The 24,063-nt window shown below is 41.6% G+C and carries 21 protein-coding genes, 1 tRNA gene, 1 pseudogene and 1 riboswitch; of the genes and pseudogenes, 9 read left to right on the top strand and 14 right to left on the bottom strand.

Features of this window, described 5'->3' with window-relative positions:
* Window positions 1-214 precede the first annotated feature (214 nt).
* Together F612_RS13400 and F612_RS13395 are read left to right on the top strand one after the other, a co-directional pair.
* Window positions 215-1,726, top strand: a pseudogene (locus tag F612_RS13400) (HAMP domain-containing protein); the annotation flags it as partial.
* A gap of 129 nt (window positions 1,727-1,855) precedes the next feature.
* Complete coding sequence (locus F612_RS13395; RefSeq protein WP_407635098.1) at window positions 1,856-2,668, top strand: methyl-accepting chemotaxis protein; 813 nt, start codon at window positions 1,856-1,858, stop codon at window positions 2,666-2,668.
* A 98-nt stretch (window positions 2,669-2,766) separates the two neighbouring features.
* Here F612_RS13395 and F612_RS0100900 read toward each other — a convergent pair whose 3' ends face one another.
* Together F612_RS0100900 and F612_RS0100895 are read right to left on the bottom strand one after the other, a co-directional pair.
* Window positions 2,767-3,600, bottom strand: a complete 834-nt coding sequence (locus tag F612_RS0100900; RefSeq protein ID WP_019555857.1) for an HDOD domain-containing protein — start codon at window positions 3,598-3,600, stop codon at window positions 2,767-2,769.
* A gap of 474 nt (window positions 3,601-4,074) precedes the next feature.
* Entirely contained in the window at window positions 4,075-4,731 is a 657-nt protein-coding gene (locus tag F612_RS0100895) for an arylesterase (protein WP_019555856.1), read from the bottom strand.
* Between F612_RS0100895 and F612_RS0100890 the strand changes: the two genes are divergently transcribed.
* From F612_RS0100890 to F612_RS13185, 3 genes are all read left to right on the top strand, one after another.
* On the top strand, window positions 4,726-5,454 hold the full coding sequence (locus F612_RS0100890) for an ABC transporter ATP-binding protein (protein ID WP_019555855.1): 729 nt from the start codon (window positions 4,726-4,728) through the stop codon (window positions 5,452-5,454). The genes F612_RS0100895 and F612_RS0100890 overlap by 6 nt on opposite strands.
* Window positions 5,448-7,976, top strand: a complete 2,529-nt coding sequence (locus F612_RS0100885; protein ID WP_019555854.1) for an ABC transporter permease — start codon at window positions 5,448-5,450, stop codon at window positions 7,974-7,976. The genes F612_RS0100890 and F612_RS0100885 overlap by 7 nt, the downstream gene beginning before the upstream one ends.
* Before the next feature lie 191 nt (window positions 7,977-8,167).
* On the top strand, window positions 8,168-8,314 hold the full coding sequence (locus tag F612_RS13185; protein ID WP_019555853.1) for a hypothetical protein: 147 nt from the start codon (window positions 8,168-8,170) through the stop codon (window positions 8,312-8,314).
* Between the two features lie 113 nt (window positions 8,315-8,427).
* Here F612_RS13185 and F612_RS0100875 read toward each other — a convergent pair.
* The 10 genes from F612_RS0100875 to F612_RS0100835 form a co-directional block, all read right to left on the bottom strand.
* Window positions 8,428-8,504 (bottom strand) — tRNA-Pro (locus F612_RS0100875).
* 85 nt (window positions 8,505-8,589) lie between these two features.
* Window positions 8,590-8,985, bottom strand: a complete 396-nt coding sequence (locus F612_RS0100870; RefSeq protein WP_019555852.1) for a MerR family transcriptional regulator — start codon at window positions 8,983-8,985, stop codon at window positions 8,590-8,592.
* On the bottom strand, window positions 8,972-9,265 hold the full coding sequence (locus F612_RS0100865; protein ID WP_019555851.1) for an integration host factor subunit alpha: 294 nt from the start codon (window positions 9,263-9,265) through the stop codon (window positions 8,972-8,974). The genes F612_RS0100870 and F612_RS0100865 overlap by 14 nt, the downstream gene beginning before the upstream one ends.
* A 48-nt stretch (window positions 9,266-9,313) precedes the next feature.
* Entirely contained in the window at window positions 9,314-11,704 is a 2,391-nt protein-coding gene (gene pheT, locus F612_RS0100860) for a phenylalanine--tRNA ligase subunit beta (protein ID WP_019555850.1), read from the bottom strand.
* 38 nt (window positions 11,705-11,742) lie between these two features.
* The gene (gene pheS, locus F612_RS0100855) at window positions 11,743-12,741 is read right to left on the bottom strand and encodes a phenylalanine--tRNA ligase subunit alpha (RefSeq protein WP_019555849.1); all 999 of its coding nucleotides are present in this window, start codon (window positions 12,739-12,741) and stop codon (window positions 11,743-11,745) included.
* A 204-nt stretch (window positions 12,742-12,945) separates the two neighbouring features.
* Entirely contained in the window at window positions 12,946-13,302 is a 357-nt protein-coding gene (gene rplT, locus F612_RS0100850; protein ID WP_019555848.1) for a 50S ribosomal protein L20, read from the bottom strand.
* 15 nt (window positions 13,303-13,317) lie between these two features.
* Window positions 13,318-13,515 (bottom strand): 50S ribosomal protein L35, encoded by a 198-nt coding sequence (gene rpmI, locus F612_RS13090; protein WP_083917250.1) that lies wholly within the window; start codon window positions 13,513-13,515, stop codon window positions 13,318-13,320.
* Between the two features lie 186 nt (window positions 13,516-13,701).
* Window positions 13,702-14,250, bottom strand: a complete 549-nt coding sequence (infC, locus tag F612_RS0100845; RefSeq protein ID WP_157760487.1) for a translation initiation factor IF-3 — start codon at window positions 14,248-14,250, stop codon at window positions 13,702-13,704.
* A gap of 62 nt (window positions 14,251-14,312) precedes the next feature.
* The gene (gene thrS / locus F612_RS0100840; RefSeq protein WP_019555846.1) at window positions 14,313-16,238 is read right to left on the bottom strand and encodes a threonine--tRNA ligase; all 1,926 of its coding nucleotides are present in this window, start codon (window positions 16,236-16,238) and stop codon (window positions 14,313-14,315) included.
* A gap of 200 nt (window positions 16,239-16,438) precedes the next feature.
* Window positions 16,439-17,326: an HDOD domain-containing protein gene (locus F612_RS0100835; RefSeq protein WP_019555845.1), complete on the bottom strand. Its 888-nt coding sequence runs from the start codon at window positions 17,324-17,326 to the stop codon at window positions 16,439-16,441.
* Between the two features lie 129 nt (window positions 17,327-17,455).
* A riboswitch (TPP riboswitch) is annotated at window positions 17,456-17,563 on the top strand.
* Window positions 17,564-17,670: 107 nt separating this feature from the next.
* On the opposite strand from F612_RS0100835, the gene F612_RS0100830 reads away from it, so the two are divergent.
* The 3 genes from F612_RS0100830 to pnuC all read left to right on the top strand — a co-directional run bounded on the left by F612_RS0100830 (window position 17,671) and on the right by pnuC (window position 20,699).
* Window positions 17,671-19,758: a TonB-dependent receptor gene (locus tag F612_RS0100830; protein WP_019555844.1), complete on the top strand. Its 2,088-nt coding sequence runs from the start codon at window positions 17,671-17,673 to the stop codon at window positions 19,756-19,758.
* Between the two features lie 64 nt (window positions 19,759-19,822).
* Window positions 19,823-20,089, top strand: coding sequence for a YkoF family thiamine/hydroxymethylpyrimidine-binding protein (locus tag F612_RS0100825; RefSeq protein WP_019555843.1), 267 nt, complete (start codon window positions 19,823-19,825; stop codon window positions 20,087-20,089).
* Window positions 20,079-20,699 carry a nicotinamide riboside transporter PnuC gene (gene pnuC, locus F612_RS0100820; RefSeq protein ID WP_019555842.1) on the top strand — a complete coding sequence of 207 codons (621 nt, stop codon included), beginning with the start codon at window positions 20,079-20,081 and terminating at the stop codon, window positions 20,697-20,699. Before F612_RS0100825 ends, pnuC begins: the two co-directional genes overlap by 11 nt.
* Before the next feature lie 44 nt (window positions 20,700-20,743).
* Here the strand turns inward: pnuC and F612_RS12805 are convergent, their stop codons facing one another.
* Complete coding sequence (locus F612_RS12805) at window positions 20,744-21,688, bottom strand: phosphotransferase (protein WP_019555841.1); 945 nt, start codon at window positions 21,686-21,688, stop codon at window positions 20,744-20,746.
* Window positions 21,689-21,910: 222 nt separating this feature from the next.
* Here F612_RS12805 and F612_RS0100810 point away from each other — a divergent pair, with 222 nt between their 5' ends.
* Complete coding sequence (locus F612_RS0100810; RefSeq protein ID WP_019555840.1) at window positions 21,911-22,558, top strand: protein-L-isoaspartate O-methyltransferase family protein; 648 nt, start codon at window positions 21,911-21,913, stop codon at window positions 22,556-22,558.
* A gap of 421 nt (window positions 22,559-22,979) precedes the next feature.
* On the opposite strand, the gene ilvC is transcribed toward F612_RS0100810, so the two are convergent.
* Entirely contained in the window at window positions 22,980-23,996 is a 1,017-nt protein-coding gene (gene ilvC, locus F612_RS0100805) for a ketol-acid reductoisomerase (RefSeq protein ID WP_019555839.1), read from the bottom strand.
* Between the last annotated feature and the right edge of the window lie 67 nt (window positions 23,997-24,063).

Raw genomic sequence — 24,063 nt, 5'->3', positions numbered from 1 at the left:
AATTCAACTTCAAATCCTTTCGTTCTGCCTTCTTATTCTAAAGGTTGTTTACACGATCCTACGATAAAATACAGAGTATATTGTGAACTACGAATTCCATTCGTAATGTTCACCTCTCCCCTAATAATAAGGTAAACAACATCTTATAACCTTCATCTTTTTGTCATAAACGCCCGTTAATATAGGCAGGTAATTTATTCAATATGAGAGCAATATGATTCGTTTACTAGAAAAATTATCTATTCAAAAGCGTCTGTGGTTAAACTTATTCATCAGTATCACTTTTTTACTAGCCGTAGCTTATTCTGCGAGACTAGCATTGATAGAGGTGCGTGGCAGTGCAGAGACTTTAGCGCAGATTCAAAAATCTCAAACTGAGAAAATTTCTGAGTTCCAAACGCATTTTGCGAATACTTTACAAAAAATGAATGATTATCTGCTGACCTTAGATGAAAAAACAGGTCAAGCATTCAACCAAAAAATGGATGACTTAAAAACACTCAATCAAAGCTTGAAAGAAATAGAAACGAAAGCTCAAAGCAACCAATTTTCGGATGAATTGGATATAGTCCTCACGAATGTAAAGAAAGCCGCTAACTCTTCAGTGTTCTTAAAAAATCAAATTCAAGAGACACTTGTTTATGGCATTGAACCCAGTACTAAGCAAATAGCAATGAGTGCCAAAGCACTACTTCTTATTGAAGGCTTAGACCCTGAATATCAGGTTTTATTAAAAGAGGTATTAGAACGACTTGATATTTCTCAGTTTGCCCTGCTTAAAATGATTTCAATCAATGATCCATCTTATAAAGCGACATTTGATGAAAAAGGATTAGGCGATTCCTCAAGTGAAATTTTTGAAAAACTTGGTGACCATTTTGAATCAGATTATGAAAACCAAGACCTTTATTCAGAGCTGACCTCAGGATGGGAAGGCTATGTTGAATCGTTTTCAGATTTAAAAGATTCTCTGCAAACTACCCAGCAAAACAACACGACCATTACAGAACTGGCAAATAGTGCAAACCTATTACTCCAGACTGCTGCCACAAATACGGAGCACCAAACACTCGGGTTAATCGATGCTTTAAGCCAGCTTAGCGACTCTAAAACCTATGAAATAACTCTGTCTGGATTGATTGCTTTACTGGTGATGTTGGCTTTAAATGCTTTGCTTATTAAGTCGATTACTCGTCCGCTTTCGATAATTAAAACTCAAGTTAATGAGATTGCTAACAATGGTACCTATAAAACCTGGACCATTCCATCCGGCAACAATGAACTGACCGAAATGGGATACAGCATACAGAGCTTGCTAGAGTCGGTTGTCGCCGCCACAAGCGAAATTACACAAGTGAGTCAAGCTTTGGCGCAAGGTCAACTTTCGACCAAGATGAATGGCCATTATCAAGGCGAACTCGCAACTTTAAAACAAGAGTTCAATAGCAGTGTGGAAAACATCGCCAATACCTTCCATGCCATTGACATAGTCAGTCTCGATTTGGCACAAGGCAACTTACAAACACGGATAAACCTTGAGCAATTTCAAGGTGATTATCATGCGGTAATGCAAAACTTACAAAAAGCCACCCACGTGCAAAGTGACTCTATAAGTTCAGTCATTAAGGTTATGCAAGCTATGAGTCAAGGAGATTTCAATCAACGTATCATGATTGATCTACCTGGCGAATACTTTCAGTTGAAGCAGTATTTGAATAGCTCATTGGACAGCTTAGAGTTTGCGATTAATACCAATATCGAAATTCTGGAAAATTACAAAGGCGGTAATTTTGCCTTTACAACGGAAGCGACATTCAGTGGAAAGCTGCATGATTTAAAATCCAATCTGGACAGCATGGCAAGCAGCATGAGCCACATGCTACAAATGGTGCAAAATGCCACCAAAGATACGGTGAGAGGCGTCGAAGAGATTGGCACGGGTAACCTAGACCTAAATCAACGCGTTCAAAACCAAGCCGCGTCACTGCAACATACGGCACAAAATATGGAGGTCATGGCTCAAAGTGTCTCTCAGACGCTTGAACAAGCAACGGAGATGAACCTGGTAAGCCACAATGTTAAGCAAACGATTCGTGAAGGTCGACAAGTCGTTGACGAAATGAATCAAGCGATACAAGACCTTGCCATTGCCAGCAGTGAAATATCCAATATGACAAGTCTTATTGATGGCATTGCTTTTCAAACAAATCTATTAGCCCTTAATGCGGCCGTAGAAGCGGCGAGAGCAGGTGAAGCTGGCCGTGGATTTGCTGTGGTTGCGGGTGAAGTTCGTTCATTAGCGCAAAAATCAGCTGAGGCTGCAAAAGATATTCGCATCGTATCAGACTCAAGTATTGAGAAAGTAAATACCGGATTGCGTTTAAGCGACTTGACCACCCAAGCCTTTGTTAAAAATAGTGAAGCGATTGAACGAGTCAGCGATATGATTGACAGTATGCAGATAAGTCTTGAAAAACAAACACAAGGCATTCAAAAAGTCAGTGTAGCACTGAATGAAATTGATGATTCCACCCAACAAAATGCGGCGCTGGTAGAAGAAATATCAACCACCTCCAGCTCCATTATTGAACAGGTTAGATATTTAGAATCCTCCACTAAAACGTTTAAAACATTAACGGCGATTCAAAACACAGGGCTGTTAGCCTAAAATTATTGATCACAAAAAAATCGGCTAAACGACCTTTTCTAGTCGTTTAGCCGATTTTGGTTTACGGGGAATTAAAAATTCTTGTTTAAGAAATAACGTTAACTCTTAAAAGAATAAGACATTAAAGCCGTTCTGATTTCATTAATCGTACTGGATGGAATCATCAACTCTTCAATGCCATCGACTTCATAAAGACGCATTTCTTCGCCTCGATAAGCACCTAATGAGATTTCTGCGACCATGGCATTGGCAATTTTAATCATGGCAACCATTGCTCTGACACGGTCATTTTTAATCTGCGAACATGCGGCGTTATGGTGCAACATAATCGCGCTTAACATATCGATTGGTAGGCACCACTTTTTAGCCATTAATACACCAATCATGGAATGATCTGAACCAAATTTCTGCTGTTCTTTTTGTAGAATTGAGAGGGGTAACGACATTGAACTTCTGAATAAAGGCTCGTAAGTAGACACACTTTTGGCCGCCAGCATTAAAGCTCCTGAATTGTGAAAAAGTCCTAACATATAAGCTTCATCACGGGTAACGCCTTCCACCCACTCGGCCAAATCGGCCATACAGAAAGCCACATCGACACTGTTATCCATAATATCTTTAAACAAGCCTTTACTGCCAAAAATATTTTTTAATGCTGCGGAAACCACCAAATTATAGATTTGATCCATTCCCATAGCATTGACGGCATCACGAATAGAAGAGACAGGGGATCGGAGTTTAACGATTGGTGAATTAGCAATACGCATCACTTCTCCGGATAAAGTCGTATTCATTTCAATAATTTCTGCAACCTTTGCACTACTGCAAAATTTACTTTTTATTTCCTTTTCCAGAAGCAAAACTTCATTAGGCAGTTCAGGAATTTTATGTCCACGTATCGCAGCCACTGCATTGCGTAATTTTTGTTCCATAACTTGGTTCCAGAGTTTAAATTAAGCCACATTTTAAATAAATGTTAAAGCCAACTCGCAATTATACCGTTTATATTGGAAGGCTAACTTAAATTTCCAGTTAGAACGGTTAAACGGAACCTGTAGACGGAAAGGATCATAATCGACATGCACCTCGGCATCACGGTCTCTTGTTTACCCACTCAAAACGATCGAATGATTAAAACCCAAGCGTATTCTTTTGCCCCTTAGTTTGGAGGATATTTAACAGGGATAAATACTCTATTGATGACATGGAACCGCATTAACTTATTTATCAAGCGCCATTTCGGTCCATTCCATAATGCTTATTTTAATCCTACAGAGAATGAACATTTCGTTCGTAGTCCCTCATTTGTTTTGAAAGCTCTGACTAAAGCATTATTTCACTTGGCTCCCTAGTCCCTTCTCTTTTGTCATCCCCATCTTTAATCTGAGTTTTAATTGAGCCATTTATTATTCTATTCGTACCCGGTTCGGCTCAAGCAAAGGCCAAACTCTTTGCAAAATCAGTGGTTGCGCGGCTGCATTCGGATGTAAGCCGTCCCACTGCATCAAATCGGGGTCCTCTACGACGGTTTCTAAAAAAAATGCATCAAACAAAACCCGGTTATTGTCGGCCAGATTCTGGTACATCGCTTGAAACACTCCATCATAAGCAGGGCCGTAATTCGTAGGTAAACGTACCCCTAATAAAACCACCTGACACGCTTTATTGTATTGAACACATGCGGAAATCATCGCCTGCAAGTTTTGTTGCGTACTTCGTAGGTCCTGACCCCGTAAGGCATCATTCGCGCCTAATTCAAGAACCAAACGCTGTGGATGGTATTGTTGCAACAAAGCGGGTAATCGCTGTTTACCGCCACTGGTGGTTTCACCACTGATACTGGCATTAACGACTTGCACATGCGCTCCTGTTTTCTGCAGTTTTTGCTGTAAAAGGGCCACCCAACCTTGCTGTTTATCCATGCCATAAGCGGCGCTTAAACTGTCGCCAAACACTAACCACGTTGATTGTGCTATTTGTATCGGATTGTCTTGCGCATTGGCCTGGCTTTGACTAGGATAAATACATGTTAATACAAATCCTAAAAGCCAACCAAAATGCATAACACTCAGCCACCTAAACCGATTATTACTCTGAAAAATGTTCATTATCAAATTCCTTTAGAGGAGATTGTCCTGGATATATTAAAAGCTTGCCAGCTCACTGTCCAGCCAGAAGAGACTCTAGCGATTGTAGGACGATCAGGTTCAGGTAAGTCTACTCTATTAGCCTTGATGGCAGGACTAGACGTGCCGACGTCGGGCTGCATAGAGCTATTTGGTCAAGCAATTGAATCACTTTCTGAAGATGCGCGAGCAAAAATGCGTGCGCAACAAGTGGGCTTTATTTTCCAAAACTTCCAATTAATGCCCAGCATGAGTGCACTCGAAAACGTATTAATGCCATTAGAGTTGTTTCAAATTCCTAATGCAAAACAACTGGCTTTAGAGGCTTTACAACAAGTTGGCTTATCCCATCGCGCTCAACATCGTCCTGCCGAACTCTCCGGTGGTGAGCAACAACGTGTTGCCATTGCCCGAGCGTTTGTTACAAAACCTAAAATTTTATTTGCTGATGAACCCACTGGAAATTTAGATGAAGAGACCGCCAAGCAGATTCAAAACCTACTTTTTGAGCTCAATCAGCAGCAGAAAACCACGCTCATTCTGGTCACCCATGACCATGAGTTTGCCCAACAGTGCAACCGAATGCTGCAATTGGTGCATGGTCAACTGCAAACTTTTACCCCCCTTCCAAGTCCATCAGTGGATAAACAATCATGCTAGCTTTTTGGCGAGATGCACTCACAGCCTCTAAATGGTTTGGCAGGAGTCTGAAACGGGGTGATTGGTTATGGCTCATGATTGCCGTCATCTTAGCCAGCAGCACCGTAACATTAGTCAAACAGCTCGGCGATACGGTCCAACAAAGCATGCTACGCAAAGCATCAGAATCGTTGAAGGCAGACTTCGTGATCCGAAGCAGCCGTCCCATCGAGCAAAAATGGTCACAAATGGCGATGGATGCCGGTTTAAAAACCGCACACAGTACGACGCTTACCACAATGGCTTTAAGCAATAAGCAGTTTCAACTGGTGCAGCTTAAAGGCATCAGTGCAACGTATCCATTAAGGGGTACGCTTCGTCAAACCAACGACTTGACCTTTAAACCTCTGCAAACTCTTCAAACTGATGAGGCTTGGGTCGAGCCCAAACTAATTAGCCTATTGCAACTCACTCAAGAGAGCCGTTTAACCTTAGGACATTTGGAGCTCGGTTTAGCGGGTAGCATCCAACCCAGCACGTTTATTAATCCCATGTCGAGCTTTGCGCCACAGGTTTTTATCACTTTAGCGACGTTAAACAGAACTCAGTTGATTGGCCCAGGAAGTCGCGTAACTTATGAATTGAGTCTCGCCGGCAGTGAAAAACAGATTACCGATTTTTCTGAAAAGATCGCGCAACAACACAATCCACACTGGCAAACCTTATCGGCGCAAGCGCCTTCAGAAGATTTGGGGAATTCCTTGAAGACGGCTTGGTTATTTTTGGACTTGTCGGCTTTATCCGCGGTATTGATTGCAGGCATGTCGATTTTAATCGCCAGCCGTTTTTACTTGACCCGTTGGGAAAACAGTATGGCATTAATGCGTGCGTTTGGTGCTCATAATGCAAAGATGCAACGTCTGTTTGCTCTACAACTCACGTGGATCGCCCTATTTAGCAGTCTCATTGGAATCCTAATAGGGTATAGCCTTTCGGTGCTACTCCAACCTGTATTGGCGGACTACTTTCAACCCTTAATCATCACGCCGCCTTGGTCTGCTCTGCTCACTGGGTTTTTAAGTGGTATTTTAGTACTGTGGAGTTTTGCTTGGCAGGCTTTTCAAGCCGCATTACACACCTCCCCAATGCAAGTTTTAAAATCAGTACCGCGTAACCCCAAAAGCATTCACTGGTTAATGAGTTTTGCTCTATTGCTTGGCTTAATCAGTTTGATGTTTGATCTAGAGTCGCTGTTATGGATCCTACCAGGCCTGGTCATAATCAGTTTAATCCTTCTACTGGCTGCCAGTTTACTGCTCAAAGGTATCCACCGACTCCAACGTTACAGTCGTGGCTGGTTTCATATTGCACTCTCTAATCTACTCAAAGAACCTGGCCTAGTGAAAATACAATTAGTCTCCGTAGGTTTAGTGTTGTTTGTGTTAATGCTTATGAGTTTTGTTCGCCAAGATCTTTTGCAAAACTGGCAAGCCTCGTTGCCAGCCAATACACCGAACACTTTTATTATGAATATTCAGCCAGATCAAGAATCAGAAGTGGTGAAGATACTGGCCAAGCAACACCTGACACCACCCCTTGTACCGATGGTACGCGGTCGTTTAATCGCCATTAATCAACAGCCACTCATCGCCAGTGAACAAGTGAGCGACCGAGCGCGTAGAATGCTCGAGCGCGAGGCGAATATCGCCTTGCTTGCCGAATTACCAAAATACAATGTGATTACAGCCAAGATCAGTAGAGATACATTAACCCTGCCTAGCGTATCAGTAGAGGCCAGTATCGCAGAACTATTCGGTATTCAACTCGGTGATACCTTACGTTTTAACTTTGCCGGACAAAACTACGATTATCAGGTGAGCAGTTTACGTAAAGTCGAATGGCAGAGCTTTCGGTTAAATTTCTTTTTTATACTCGAACCCGTTGCAGAACGCCCGATAGCATTTTCCTACATCAGCAATTTTCATCTACCTAAGCTTGCTGATAGGAATGAAGGAAGAGACCGTCAGAAGCAAAATCATTCCGAACGTGCAACCGAACTAACCCAAGCATTCGCCAAGAGAACTCCTGGTGTGCTCTTAATCGATGTTCGTCAAATCATGCAGCAGATTCAGGATATCATGAAGCAAGCTAGCTGGGCCGTCTCTGGACTTTATCTGTTTACCCTATTGGCCAGCATAGGGGTATTGTTTACGGCCACATTAGCAAGCCAGCAGAGCCGGATACAAAGCTGGATACTCTTAAGAACCTTAGGTGCGCAAAACAAGGAGATCATTAAAATTGGTTTAACAGAATTTGCATTATTAGGCGCTGTCGCAGGTATTTTAGCCGCAACTTTTGCGCAAATTGCCAGTGGTCTGATGAGTCACTATTTACTCAAGATAGAGGTTAGCTTAGATTTCAATTTATGGATAATCAGCCTACTCAGCGGCATTAGTCTGCTTCTGTTTACCGGGCTGATCACCCAATATGGTTTCTTAAGAAAAAGCGCCCGAGAACTGCGTTTATATTTAAGTGGACAATAGTGGGAGCTTATCCAAAACGTTTTGATAAACACCACAGTTAGTGGTCAGTCCAAGTAAAGTGTAACGGCCTATTTTTTTGCTTAAACCCATTCATACTGGGCGTTGTATTGGTCACGATTAATTAAACAGTTGATTTTAATGAATAAAAGTAATAAAATATTACTATTATCAACATTTAATGGAGTTTAGTTATGAATAATTCTGAGCTGGAGAAGCAATTACAAAAGACATGGAAAGAACTCATTCAAGCGAGCATACATCATGATGAAGCCCTGGCGGGTTCACGATTAAGAGAAATTATTCTTTTAGAAATACAACAGAAAAATCGTCGCCAATAACCTGACTTAACGTTAAGCAATAGCCAGCAATAGCTTTTATTATGGGTAATATGATCAGACGTAATATTAGAAAATAAGTAGAAGAAAATTTTTGAGTTAAACTCAAACAATAGTGGTCGGAGTGACAGGATTTGAACCTGCGACCACTTGACCCCCAGTCAAGTGCGCTACCAAGCTGCGCTACACCCCGAATAGATTTTATTGACTCACTTTGAAAATGAGTAACGGCGCTTATTATAGCGACGTTATGACTTCAAATAAACTGTTTTTAAGACCTAGAAACGACTCTTAATGTATTGTCTAAACTGTAACAACTCACTTTGCATCGTCTGCAACAGTTCCATGGCTGTTTTTTGCTCTTTTGACAGCGCACTATTCGTCAGATCCACAGCCCCTTTAGAAAGCCTGGCTTTGGCACCTGGAATCGTAAAACCTTGATCATGCAATAAAGACTTTATTTCTAATACTAACTCGACATCTATTCGCTGGTAGTAGCGACGGCCACTACGTTTGCTGGGTTCAAGCTGAGGAAACACCTGTTCCCAATAGCGTAATACATGTGACTTCAACTGGCAAAGTTCTGCCACCTCACCAATGGTGAAGTACTTTTTGTCAGGCAACTCTATTTCAAGTTGCGCTGAGGTGTTTGATTGATTCTTAGGCTTTGCCATAATTATCTATTTGCGCACGTAATTTTTGTCCAGGTTTAAATGTTACCACTCTTCTTGCTGAAATGGGAACATCTTCTCCTGTTCTAGGATTACGTCCAGGACGTGAGGCTTTATCACGCAGTTCAAAGTTGCCAAATCCAGATAATTTAATTTGTTCTCCGGCTACTAGAACTTCACTCAATTCGTCGAAGAATTGTTCAACAAGCTCTTTAGACTCTCTTTTATTGAAACCAAAAGTGTCTGATAAGTTCTGAGCAATGTCTGCTTTTGTTAAAGTCATTTGTATTTTTATTCCTATTTCTATATATCTAGTCTGTAATGTTGTTTTTTATCTTAGTTCTGCATTCACCGCTTGCTTTGCCGCTTTTAAAATATTGGCGACCAAGGCTTCAACTTCTTCGTCCTGAAGCGTTCTTTCAGCGTGTTGAATTTTTAATGTTAAAGCGATGCTTTTCTGGGTCGGATCCACTCCTTGTCCACGGTAAATGTCAAACAACTCAACCGCTTTGAAGATCTCCGACTTCACCGATACAACAGCATCAATCAAAGCTTGAGCTGAGAGATTCTCATCAACAACAAAAGCCAAGTCACGCTGTACTTCTGGGTACTTTGAGACGGCTTGTGCAGCAGGTATTTGCATGTGCATTAATGCATCTTGGCGGATTTGGAACATATAAACATGGCCGCTTACGCCCATAGCTTTCACCAAGCTAGGGTGTAACTGCCCCATGATTCCGACCTCTTTGCCATCTTTAAGAATGCTCGCAGATTGCCCTGGGTGCAATGCGGGATGCTGACAGGCTTCAAAACGAATATGGGCAAGTTGATGACTCATACGAACCAGGGTTTCTACATCACCTTTAAGGTCGTAGAAGTCTACATGACGTTCTGCTTCATCCCAACCAGATGCAGCAACTTGGCCCGCAATGACACCGCCCATCATTGGCACTTGCGTTGCTCCTGTTGGATCAGAATCGTTTTTATAGAAGACCAAGCCTGTTTCAAAGATTCGAACGCGTGGCTGTTGACGATTTTGATTGTAAGCGACCGTTTGTAATAAACCAGGGAACAAACTGGTACGCATGGCTTTCATATCATCTGAAATGGGATTTTGTAACAGCACATAAGGTAGATCAGGTTCTAGCAACTTCTGCTTAACCTCTTCAACAAAGCTATAGGTAACGACTTCATTAAAGCCTCGCTGCACAAGTGCTATTTTCAACGACATTAAAGACTGAATATCTTCTGGTAATTCATTCAAAACCATCGGTGCCAAAACAGGTGTTTCTGGAAGGTTATTGTAGCCGAAGATACGTCCGACTTCTTCAATCAAATCCATTTCAATGGACATATCAAAACGGTAGCTCGGAGCCGTCATCATCCAGCCAGCATCCGTAGCCACCATTTCAAAATCTAACCGCTTAAAAATCTCTAGGATTTGAGCGTCTTCAATTTCAACCCCTAAGCGACTGCCAATCGTAGCACGACGTAATTCGATCGTAACTGGTTTGGGTAAATCGGCTTCTGAGATAATACGATTAAAGACACTAACCGTTCCGCCGGCAATGTCCGTGAACAACTGTAATGCTCGATTTAAAGCTTTTTCTGGCAGCATTGGATCGACACCACGCTCAAAACGCATGGACGAATCTGTATGCAGACCGTATTTACGTGCTTTACCAGTGATCGCTAAACGTGAAAAATGTGCACATTCAAAGAATATCGCATCTGTTTCAGCGGTGACCGAAGTGGATACTCCCCCCATAATTCCAGCTAACGCAATGGCCCCTGAATCATCTGCAATGACTAAAGTATCTTCTTTAAGAGTTAATTCTTTGTCATCTAAAGTGGTGAGTTTTTCATCTGCTTTGGCTAAACGGATCTCGATTGACCCTTGAATTTTAGCAAGATCAAAAGCGTGCATCGGTTGACCCAACTCCATCAAGACATAGTTGGTGATATCAACCACAAGGCTCAATGGACGAAGTCCTGAACGTTCAAGTTTTTGAACCATCCACCGTGGTGTTTTAGCTTGAGTATTAAAATCTGTAACGACACAGCCTAGATATTTTGGACAGGCCTGGCTTTCAGAAACGGTAACCGTTTGTGTACAAGCACGATCACCCGACATGTCTTTAATGTCGAACGGCTGGGTCAAAGCTACGCCACTAATCGCACGTACATCACGCGCGATTCCCTGCACACTGAAACAGTCAGCACGGTTAGGGGTTAAATCCACCTCAATGCTCATATCGTTTAAATCTAGATATTTACGAATATCTTGACCAACTGGAGCCTCAGAATCAAGTACTAATAGACCATCAACACCGTCATCCGCGAGACCAATCTCAGTGGCACCACATAACATGCCATTGGATGGCACACCGCGTAATTTAGCTTTCTTAATCTTAAAATCACCTGGCAAGACGGCACCGACTTTAGCGCAACAAGCTTTCATGCCAACGAAGACATTTTTGGCGCCACACACAATCTGTACAGGCTCTGCTTCACCGATATCAACTTGAGTTACATTTAATTTATCAGCATCAGGATGTTTTTCAACGGATAAGACATGACCCACTACAACATTGGTAAATTGACCTGCAACAGCTTCTGCGCCGTCGACTTCTAGACCGGCTAAACTTAATTTTTCAGATAATGTGTTTGTATCCCACTGAGGATTTGTCCACTCTCTTAACCAATTTTCACTAAATTTCATAATTCTTTGTCTCGTAAGCGTATTTCAGCAGGCCGGGTTTATTTAAACTGTTGTAAAAAACGTAAATCGTTTTCAAAGAACTGGCGTAAGTCTTTCACGTTGTAGCGCAACATTGCTAGACGTTCGACACCCAACCCAAAGGCTAGTCCAGTATATTCATCTGGGTCAATGCCTACATTTCTCAATACATTTGGATGCACCATCCCACAACCCAGCACTTCTATCCAACGACCATCTCCAAATAAATCCGTCGCAATATCCACTTCTGCGGAAGGTTCTGTAAAAGGAAAATAGGAGGGTCTAAAACGTGTTTCAAGGTTTTCATCTTCAAAGAACTGGCGTAAGAATTCAATTAGCAATGTACGCAATTGCGCAAAGCTGGCATTCTTTTCAATAATCAAACCTTCGATTTGGTGAAACATAGGCGTATGTGTCTGATCAGAGTCACAACGATACACACGCCCTGGAGCAATGATACGCAAGGGAGGTTTTTTATTTTCCATGGTACGAATCTGCACACCCGAAGTGTGGGTTCTTAAAACCGTACTCTCATTGATATAGAAGGTATCATGCATGGCACGTGCAGGATGGGTTTCTGGAATATTTAAGGCTTCAAAGTTATGCCAATCATCTTCAATTTCCGGGCCGGTTTCAATATCAAAGCCCGCTTTTGAAAACAGGGTTTCAATTCGATTTAGGGTACGTGTTACCGGATGCAAACTTCCGACATCGACATCGCGTCCAGGTAGGGTTACATCAATGGTCTCTTCCGAGAGTTGTTTCGCTAACTTAGCATCGTCCAACTCTCTTTTCTTAGCATTCAAAATGCTTTGAACCATTTGCTTGGCTTCGTTAATGATTTGCCCCGCTTTCGGACGCTCTTCATTTGACAATTTACCCAACATTTTCATCATATCGGTCAGTTCACCTTTTTTACCAAGGTATTGAACACGAATGTCATCTAATTTTGCTAACTCAGTGACACCAGAAACGGCCTCTTGTGCCTTTAAAATGATTGTTTGGAGTTGTTCTTGCATGTTTTAAATGTCCCAAAAAGGATTTAATAAAGATTAAACATTTCACTACAGTCTAAAAAATCAGCAGGTGCGATTCATCAATGAAATCTTTAATCGTTATTTAAGCTAAGAAGATTGTTTTGAATAAAACAGGAATCTATAAAAAAATAGGGGACCGAAGCCCCCTAAAGAAGAAATGGCCTAGGCTAGCCTAGTCCAATTTCTTTACACTAATGCTGCTTTGGCTTTTTCAGCGAAAACAGTAAAAGCGGCTGCATCATGTACAGCGATATCTGCAAGAACCTTACGGTCAACAGCAATCTGAGCTAGGTTCAGGCCGTTGATAAAACGACTATACGTCATTCCATTCATACGTGCTGCAGCGTTGATACGTGCAATCCAAAGACGTCTAAATTGACGCTTCTTAGTGCGACGATCGCGGTATGCATACTGACCAGCTTTGATAACTGCTTGCTTAGCAACACGGAAAACTTTACTACGAGCTCCGTAATAACCTTTCGCTTGCTTTAATACTTTGTTGTGTCTACGGCGTGCTACGACACCTCTTTTAACTCTTGCCATGTCTTAAATCTCCAATTAAGCGAACGGTAACATGCGGCGAACCATCGCTACATCGTGATCGTGAATCATACTTCCAGAACGAAGTTGACGTTTACGCTTAGTCGATTTCTTAGTCAAAATATGACGAAGATGAGATTGTTTACACTTGAAACGACCTGAGCCAGTTTTAGAGAAGCGCTTTTTAGCACTACTGTTTGTTTTCAACTTTGGCATTTAATTGAAACTCCGCATTTAAGTGGTCCCTTTTAAAAGGTCACTTGGTTTTTTAATAAGACTGCAAAAATTTACAATCTACTTCGGAACAACGAACAGCACTGAAGGAGCTGCACCAGTAACCCCTACTTACTTACATAAGCAGAAGTCCCGACTGTTGTGTTAAGCAAGGTTTAAAATCAAACCTTACTTTTTCTTTGTTGGGGCAACCATCATTTGCATTTGACGGCCTTCCATTTTCGGCATTTGTTCAACGGTCGCAACCTCTTGAATATCATCCCGAATACGTTCCAACATCTTCAATCCCAGTTCCTTATGAGTGATCTCGCGGCCACGGAACCATATAGTTACCTTGACGCGATCTCCATTATTTAGGAATTTCACCAGGTTGCGTAGTTTTACCTGATAATCTCCCTCTTCAGTTCCTGGGCGAAACTTAACTTCTTTTAGCTGCACTTGCTTTTGATTTTTCTTAGCATCGTGCTGCTTTTTTTGCTGCTGGTAAAGGTACTTACCATAATCCATAATTTTACAAACTGGTGGATTTGCTTTCGCGGTAATTTCTACCAAATCAAACCCAGCTTCCTGAGCTGCATCAAAAGCTTCTTGAATGGTGACGACGCCTAAAGGCTCCCCGTCTGATGCTACTAGGCGTACTTCAGGCGAAGTAATCGCGCTATTAATTCTATCTTTTGGTGCTTCAGGTTGCTGTGGTCTTCCACGGCCTCTTCGAATTGCGATAGCAATATCCTCCAATTATTAAAAAATTTTGTTTTGTCTGTTCGTTTACGATTGGTTTAGGCGCTAACTCTGCCCAAATTACCAATATCTGTCGTAAGCAAATCAACGAGTTGTGCAAGTGTAAAGCTTCCTAGGTTTTCACCTCCACGAGCACGAACATTTACCGACCCGTTTTCCATCTCTTGATCACCCACCACTAAGATATATGGAACACGTTGCATAGTATGCTCGCGAATTTTAAACCCAACCTTCTCATTTCTCAAGTCCGATTCGACTCTAAAGCCATGTTTTTTCAAATTTTTACTCATTTCGGCCACATATTCGTTGTGGACTTCCGAAATTGAGGCAATTACACATTGCGTCGGTGCTAACCAAGTTGGGAACTTACCTTCGTAATGTTCAATCAAAATACCCACAAAACGTTCAAGTGAACCCAAAATGGCTCGGTGAATCATAACAGGATGATGCTTCTCGTTATCTTTACCGATATAGACAGCATTTAACCGTTCTGCTTGTGTCATGGAGAAGTCTAATTGGATTGTTCCACACTGCCACACGCGTCCAATGCAGTCTTTCAACTGGAATTCAATCTTAGGGCCGTAGAAGGCACCTTCACCCGGTTGCAACACATAATCTAAGTTAGCGTCTTGCAACGTTTCTTCTAACGCCGCCTCAGCCATGTCCCAGACAGCATCTGCGCCAACACGCTGCTCTGGGCGAGTTGAGAACTTAATAGCGATATTATCAAAACCGAAATCAGCATAGGTTTCAAAAACCAAATCAATACAGGCTTGAACTTCTGCTTTAATCTGCTCTTCTGTACAGAAGATATGCGCGTCATCTTGGGTGAAAGAACGTACACGCATCAAACCATGCAGGGTACCAGATGGTTCATTACGATGCACCAAGCCAAACTCTGCAATACGGATTGGTAAATCACGGTAACTGTGCAGTTGACGGTTATAAACCTGAATATGCCCGGGACAGTTCATCGGCTTCACCGCATAATCCCGATTATCGGTTTCGGTGGTAAACATATTATCTTTAAATTTGTCCCAGTGACCTGATTTCTCCCATAATGAGCGATCCATAATCAAAGGGGTGCGAACTTCTTCATAGTCATTTTCAATTAATTGACTGCGCATATATTCCTCTACAACACGATACAAAGTCGTGCCTTTCGGATGCCAGAAAGCCATGCCAGGAGAGACATCTTCAAGATGAAACAAATCAAGTGTCTTACCTAATTTACGGTGGTCACGTTTCTCAGCTTCTTCCATCATCAGCAAGTAGTCTTTAAGCGCTTGCTTGTCGGAGAAAGCAACACCATAGATGCGCTGCAACATAGTATTTTCAGAATTACCGCGCCAATAAGCACCCGCAACATGCGTTAACTTAAGTGCCTTTACAAAGCCCATATGCGGTAAATGCGGACCTACACACATATCGACATACTCTTCATGAAAGTAAAATCCAAATTCAGTCTCATTTGGCAAGTTACGAATCAACTCTAGCTTATAATCTTCCCCACGTGCTTCAAAAGTGGCCACGGCTTCGTCACGCGACAACATCTTTTTAACAACAGGGTATTTGGTTTTCGCCAAGGCCAGCATACGTTTTTCGATTTGCTTTAAATCGTCTGGCGTAACCTTGTGTTCCATTTCGATATCATAATAAAAACCATTCTCGATAACTGGCCCGATGGCCATTTTAACATCAGGATAGAGTTGCTTTAATGCGTGTCCCAACAGGTGGGCACAAGAGTGACGCATAATATGTACACCATCTTCATCACGCATCGTGACAAGCTCTAAAGAAGCATCGCCGGTAATGAGATCACACGCATCCACTAGGTCACCATTTACTCGTCCAGCAACCGTCGCTCTTGCAAGCCCCTCCCCAATGCTTTCTGCCACTTGCATAACAGAAACAGCTTCGTCGAATTGTTTGGTTGAACCGTCAGGTAACGTAATGATTGGCATTGATTTATTCTCTTGAAATATACAAATTAAGAAGTAAAGTTAAAATTCAGCTGAGCATTTTAGCATTTTCTTATTTAAAGCTGAAATGAATAACGAAATTATTCAATATTTAATTCAGAATAAAGTCAAAAACTTTTGACCAGGCCTGGTCAGAACGAAAATTGAAATTGAAATGTAAAGTAAAGACCATCATGAATGAATTAATTGTGCAAACCAACCTCTTCCGCTGCTTCATAGGCTTTATGAATCAATTCATCATAAGCTTCCAGCGTCAATCCAACCTGATTAAGAGCTCTCAAAAGAGACAGTGACGGTGACTCTTGATCGCCCGCAGATAAATCCGCAATACCGTTATCAATATTTAATCTAAACACCGCCTGTTCTGCCAAATACGTTAAATAGGCATAAGGCTGAAATTGAGGAGCCGCTTTATCTGGAGCATGGTGGTGAGCAATCCCAAGAACAACTTCCTGAGGAAACCCCCACTTCTGCAATAATCTCGCACTCATCATGGCATGCTGAGTACCGAAAACGGTGACCTCAGAGCGTGTGAGCTTCGAAATATCATAACCAGCCAACTTAATCACTTTTAAATACCCTTCTCGATCCTCAATCGCTAATAAGTAAATTCCAATATCTCGCATGAGACCACAGAGAAATGCATCCCCTGAATTTAGCTTTAAAACCTTTGCGAGACCTTGTGCAATAAATGCCGACAACAACGCATGCTTGATAAAACGAGTTTGGCTAAAAGGCGGCTTTCGCTTAAAAGACTCTTTAAAATTGATAGCATGCGCCATTAAACGTACATCTTTTAGTCCAACACGACTGATGGCTTCAGCCAAATCTGTAATATGATTACCCGTCGTATATTTAGCGGTATTCACCACACCTATTAAACCTGCAACAAGCCTAGGATCTTGAACAATCAATTGAACAATCTCATCAATTTTGATGTTTTCATCCGTCGATAAAACGTACTCTAATTTAATCAGTGCATCTGGAAAATGCGGTAGGTCTTCCAGAGACTGTAAACGCTCTAGAATTGCCTTACTAATGTTAGGCTTATTAGCCACCTCTTCAGACATATTGACTTCTCTTGCTATTAATTCGTAAATTCACGTACTTTAAATTGGGTTAAATGCTAAATTATTCTAATTCTGACACAAAAATGCGGTAGAATTCTTCCGTTTTTCAATTTAGTCATAAATTAAAAAACAATTGCCTAGGGGCGGCTTACATTTAGCCTGAGATTTCAATACGTTGAAAACCCTATGAACCTGATCCAGATAATTCTGGCGTAGGGACAGGCTAAATACATTGTGTTACATTTTTACCTGGCGTTTGATCCCAATCATCAAATTCGCCACACCTTAATGCACTAGCTTTCTGTATTCCTGTCCTTTTAAAACTTTTAAAAGGAAGTAAATCCATGCGATTTAAGATCAACCCCATTCAAGCAGTGATTTTGACCTGTTTAATCCCAACTACCAGCTATGCAGACAACTCTACTGAAACGTTATCACCCATTATTGTGACAGCCGATCTTCGTGAAACTTCTGAACAAGATATTCCTGCCAGTGTTGATGTCATAACCCAAGCAGAACTTCAAGATCAAGGTATTACACATTTAGATGATATTCTGTTAAAAACGGTTAATGTCAATTATTCAGGGCAATCTTCTCGAGCAAGGCATATTCAAATACGCGGAATTGGTGAAAGAGATGAATACACGGGTGCACCCAACTCTAGCATTGGCCTAGCTATTGATGATATTGATTTCAGTGGCATTGGTATGACCAGTAACTTATTCGATACCAAGCAGGTGGAAGTCCTAAGAGGCCCTCAATCAACACGCTATGGTGCCAGCGCACTCGGTGGGTTAATCAACATTAAAACCAATGACCCACAGGCCGAACGAGAAAGCCTAATAGAGACAACAGTTGGACAAGACAACCTACGCCAAGTAGGTGTGATGACGACAGGCGCTTTTTCTTCTGCAGAATTTGCACCTCAATACCGTATTGCCATTCAAAAAACTCAAGACAATGGCTTTAGACAAAATAATTATTTAAATAGAGATGACACTAACAAGCATGATGAATTGAATGCCCGTGCAAAATTTCGCTTTCTCCCTAACAGTGAAAATCGTGTAGATTTGACCCTTATGCACGCAAACTTAGACAATGGTTATGATGCCTGGTCTCTGGACAACTCTTTCACCACCCTTTCTGACCAACCGGGTAAAGATACTCAAAAAAGTTCAGCGATGGGTATTAACATCCATTCAACGAGCAACCCGAACTTTGTCGTAGAAAGTAAAACATCTATTGCCCATTCAGATATGATTTATGCCTATGATGGTGATTGGGTCTACCCTGGATTTCATACGAATGTAGACAACATAACGATTTTTGATAATGCTTACTATTACCAAAATAAGAAAGAACGTCAAACATTGACTCAAGATATTCGCCTAACCTCTACCCCCAAATCCAGAATACTCAACCAATCAACAGACTGGCTACTAGGCTTTTATGGTTCAAAGCTAAGTGAACAAAACCACACCACAGATAATTATGGCGCAAACCTTATCAGCGACTATGCAATGAATAAACTTGCCGCTTACGGTCAACTAGATATTCAACTCGATGCTCGCTGGACACTCTCTCCGAGCCTTAGAATTGAAAACAACAATACCCGTTACACCGACAACAACAGTGAATATTATTCACCAAATGATACCCTCTGGGGCGGTGGTCTAAGCCTAACGAGAAAAATGATTAATGCCGGCCAAGCCTACGCGAGCATTTCAAGAGGATATAAAGCAGGTGGTTTTAATATAGGACTCCCCTCTGCACAAAACAACTTGATTCAATTTAAAAAAGAATCCCTAATCAATTATGAAATTGGGCATAAAGCAACCCTTGCTAACAATACTATTAAAACGGACATTAGCGTGTTTTATATGGATAGAAAAAACCCGCAGTTTGATGGCTATAGTTATGTCGGCAACAATTATGTGTTTTATAAAGAAAATTTCGACTCCGCAACGAATTATGGTTTAGAAGCGAATATTGACTGGATCCCTAAAACAAACTATAAGTTATTTGCCTCACTTGGACTTTTACAAACTGATGTTAAAGGAATATCAGCTTCTGAAGTCATTAAAGTTTCTGACCGTGATCAAGCTCATGCACCAAGCTATCAATACACGTTTGGTTTTCAATATCGTGGAGAAAAAGGCATTTTCTTTAGAGCCGATACACAAGGCATGGACAGTTTCTACTTTAGTAATACTCACTCTTACAAATCCAATTCTTATGCTATTTACAATGCACAACTTGGTTATGAAGGAGACAATTGGGAAGCGTACCTTTGGGGCAAAAACTTAACGGATGAACGCTATGCAACTCGTGGCTATCATTTCGCAAACGAACCGACGTATTCTGTTGAAAAGACTTATATCAAGCTTGGTGACCCACGCCAACTGGGAATTACCGCTAGAGTTTATTTCTAGACCTCTGCTAAACTAAGGGCTCTTTCGAGCCCTTTTTTATCGCCTAATACAAAGGAACCAACCCATGAAAGTCTCTGTTGAAATCAGCATGTACCCGCTTAGAGAAGAGTTCTGTCAGCCAATTATTGACTTCATTGAACGTTTAGCAAAAAATCCGAGCGTCACGATCCAGCGCAATAGTATGTCAACCCATATCTATGGCAACTATCGAGACGTAATGGACACCTTAGATACGGAAATACTCAATGTCTTGGAACAGATTCCAGAAACGGTTTTTGTGATTAAATTGATTGGCACGGATCGAGAAAAGGCAAACATTCATGTTTGCTGAAGAAAACCCAATCTCCATCGTTTTAAATGCACTATTAGCCCAATCAGGTTGGGAGTGGTTAGCAGCAAGCTTGGGAATTCTTTATGTGATTCTAGCCGCTAAAGAGTCTATTTGGTGCTGGCCTGCAGCGCTTGTGAGCACACTCATCTACACCGTATTGTTTTGGAAAGGCCAACTGCCCATGCAAGCGATTTTGAACGTTTACTATATGGGTATGGCCGTCTATGGCTTTATACTATGGCAACAACAAACAACGCCTAAAGATAATCTCAGAATATCAAACCGTCCACTCAAATTTCATGCACTCTTTATCGGCATCGGAATCATGTTAACAAGCTTAATTGGACTCTACTTATCCAGCATTCCGGGAAACCGCTTACCTTTTTTAGACGCAGCTGTCACTGTATTTTCTGTCATGAATACAGCCCTAATGGTTCGAAAAGTATTAGAAAACTGGCTTTATTGGATGGTCATTAATGTCGCGGCGATTACACTCTACTTCCAAACAGGTTATTACGTCACCATTTTGATGTTTCTGGTCTATCTAGCATTGGCGATTTATGGCTACAAAAACTGGCGTGCTCTACAAATCCAGGCCCAAACTGCGTAATACAAGTCATATCACCCCTGACAAAATAACTCATCCCTCATGAGTTATTTAAATCTGACAGGGTGCCCCATCCACTTCTCTAAATCGGATTCTCCTAGGACATTCATAACAAACAATAACAATCGATAAACATCTCGTACTGAGTCCAAATCGGGCATAACGTGTGATCGCGTATAAACAGCCTTGAACACGTCTAACTGCGACGGGTCTAATAGATACTCAATTAAGACCAGTTCAAGCTCTCTTGGCCCCCATACCAGCCCATCTAAATCAATTAGATTCAATACACCATCATCCGTCACTAAAAACTGATCCCAACGCAAATCCGGCATAATAGGATAAAAAGCATCAATCTCTAGACTCGCTATCTGCCTAATTATGTCATCTGCAATCCTCAAATCAATATTTTGCGCTCTGCTTAAATCTTTTAAGGTTTTTGCTAAAGCGTCACCCCACAAATCGATAGACAACTGTGGAGCATATAAAGGTCCAAAAACAATTTGAGTGCTTTGGTGTAAAGCCGCAAGGTGATGGGCGAGCTGCTCAATATGCGGTACACCAATTTTATTGGGCTCTATGACCTTGCCATCCACAAATTCGGTTAACAAAAAGCCACTTTGATTGACTTTATTTGCCGAACCTGCGGCAATTAAACGTGGAATCTTTAAAGGAGTCATACTCTTAACGTGTTGATAAACAAGGCCATAACGACCCATCTCATGAGCAAAATCGAACGAAAATAACTGTTGCATCGCTTGCCAAAACGGCGAATGACGGACACCCTCAACAGAACAGACTTTAAGCACGCAATTTAACTCTTCAGAATCATATCCATAAAGACATGACCAGACTTGATGCGTACTGTCCGCAAACAGACGAGGCAGCAGAGCGGCTGTATGGCACTCTTTAAGAACGGCTTGATGCTCTACAGCAATTTGACTCAGTAAGGTCGCGGGCAGTGATCTATTCATAGACACAGATATTAACATGAATTTTTAAGCCTTTATTCACAAGAAAGCGCTTCCCTAGTGAATTAACATCCATCCCTAGTGAATTAACATCCATAAAAGGGCTTTTTTTGGATATAATCCTTTGGTTAAAATTTCAGGTCACATATTAGCAAAGCGAATCAATTAGACTCGTGACCGGTATAACATGAAGCTAAAAACCCATAACGAAATCGCTTAAAAAGACAGACAAAGGACAATCATATGAACTTAGATCAGGCTCGATTCTTCATGGTAGAACAACAAATTCGCCCATGGGATGTCCTTGACCCAAAGATACTTGACCTATTTATGGACGTTCCTCGTCACTTTTTTGTTAAGGAAGGCAATGAAGGCCTTGCGTACAGTGATATTGAACTGTCTATTGGACAAGGTCAAACAATGATGTTTCCAAGAGTTGAAGGTCGACTACTGCAAGCTTTAGACATTGATTCAGAAGACAGTGTCTTAGAAATTGGTACTGGCAGTGGTTTCTTGACGGCGCTTATCGCCAAGGTTGCTAAAGACGTAACGAGCGTTGAACTCTATGCAGAAATTCAGGAGACAGCAAAACCTCGTTTAATCAACTTTGACAATATTCACTTTGAAATCGGTGATGGCAGCTCTGACTGGAAAGACGGTCAAGAATATGATGTGATTGTATTAACAGGTTCTGTTGCTGAAATCCCGCAAGCCTATAAAGAGAAACTAAAATTGGGCGGTCGTCTTGGAGTCATTTCCGGATACTCTCCAGCGATGACAGCACAAGTTCTGACTCGCATTAGCAATCAGGAATGGGAAGTTGAAACGCTGTTCGAAACAGACTTAGACTCTTTGATTAATGCCGGTGAAAGCCCTTCTTTCAAATTCTAACAATCCTCGCACACCGCCTTCTTAAATGGCCAATCTTTGGCCATTTTGCTTGAATTGACGTCTAAAACAGTTCCTATCGCAACTCTCAAATACCCAAATATGAATTTGACCAGGCCTGGTCAAACTCACGTTCCCTAAATTTAAGGCAATAAAAAACCCACACCTCAAAGAGAATGCGGGTTTTCAATAAAACCATTTAGCGAGCCTTTTAATCAGCACCACAGAGATTGGCAAAAAACCCTACCAGGCCTGGTCAAATTTCAGACAATAAAAAACCCGCACCTCAAATAGAATGCGGGTTTTCAATCAAACTATTTTAGCGAGCGTTTTTGTTCAGATCAAGGCGGTTTCTGGTGAAGTTTAGGATGACTAAACGAGCCAGGAACCAACGCAGAGCTGGGCAAAACAAGCCGCTAAAAAATTAGTTTTTGTCTTGATCTACGATCTTATTCGCTGCAATCCAAGGCATCATGGTACGTAGCTTTTTACCAACTACTTCAATGCCGTGCTCTGCGTTGTTACGACGCGCAGCAGTCATTGATGGGTAACCAGACTGACCTTCTAAAATGAACTGCTTAGCATATTCACCAGACTGGATGTTCTTCAATGCAATGCGCATTGCTTCACGTGACTCAGCGTTGATTACCTTAGGACCGGTTACATATTCACCGTACTCAGCATTGTTTGAGATTGAGTAGTTCATATCAGCGATTCCGCCTTCGAACATTAAATCAACAATTAACTTAAGCTCGTGTAAACACTCGAAGTATGCCATTTCAGGTTCATACCCAGCTTCAACCAAAGTATCGAAACCAGCTTTAACAAGCTCAACTGCACCACCACAAAGAACTGCTTGTTCACCAAACAGATCCGTTTCACACTCGTCACGGAAAGTTGTTTCGATGATTGCAGTACGTCCACCACCAACACCAGAAGCGTAAGCTAACGCAACTTCTTTCGCGTTACCAGAAGCATCTTGGTGGATTGCGATAAGATCAGGAACACCGCCACCACGGACGAATTCTGAACGTACTGTGTGACCCGGTGCTTTTGGAGCAATCATAATGACATCTAAATCTTTACGAGGAGCGACTTGGTTATAGATGATTGCAAAACCGTGAGCGAATGCTAAAACAGCACCTTGCTTGATGTTAGGCTCAATCTCTTCTTTATAAAGCACAGATTGAAACTCATCTGGTGTAAGGATCATAACAACATCCGCACCAGCAACAGCCGTTGCAACGTCAGCCGTCTTAAGACCGTAACCTTCCGCTTTAGCAATTGAAGAAGAACCAGCACGTAGACCCACAGTAACATCTACACCCGAATCTTTTAGGTTAGCTGCGTGCGCATGACCCTGAGAACCAAAACCGATGATGGCCACTTTTTTGCCCTGGATGATAGATAGATTACAATCTTTATCGTAATAAACGTTCATGTTAAAACCTTTAAATGTATGAATATAAAGACATTTTATATTCGTAGTTAATAATATTTAATTTTTA

This window comes from Thiomicrorhabdus arctica DSM 13458, from assembly GCF_000381085.1.
GTDB classification, from domain to species: domain Bacteria; phylum Pseudomonadota; class Gammaproteobacteria; order Thiomicrospirales; family Thiomicrospiraceae; genus Thiomicrorhabdus; species Thiomicrorhabdus arctica.
Note: the sequence above shows the minus strand (reverse complement) of the source record. Positions and strands in the feature narration are given on the sequence as shown.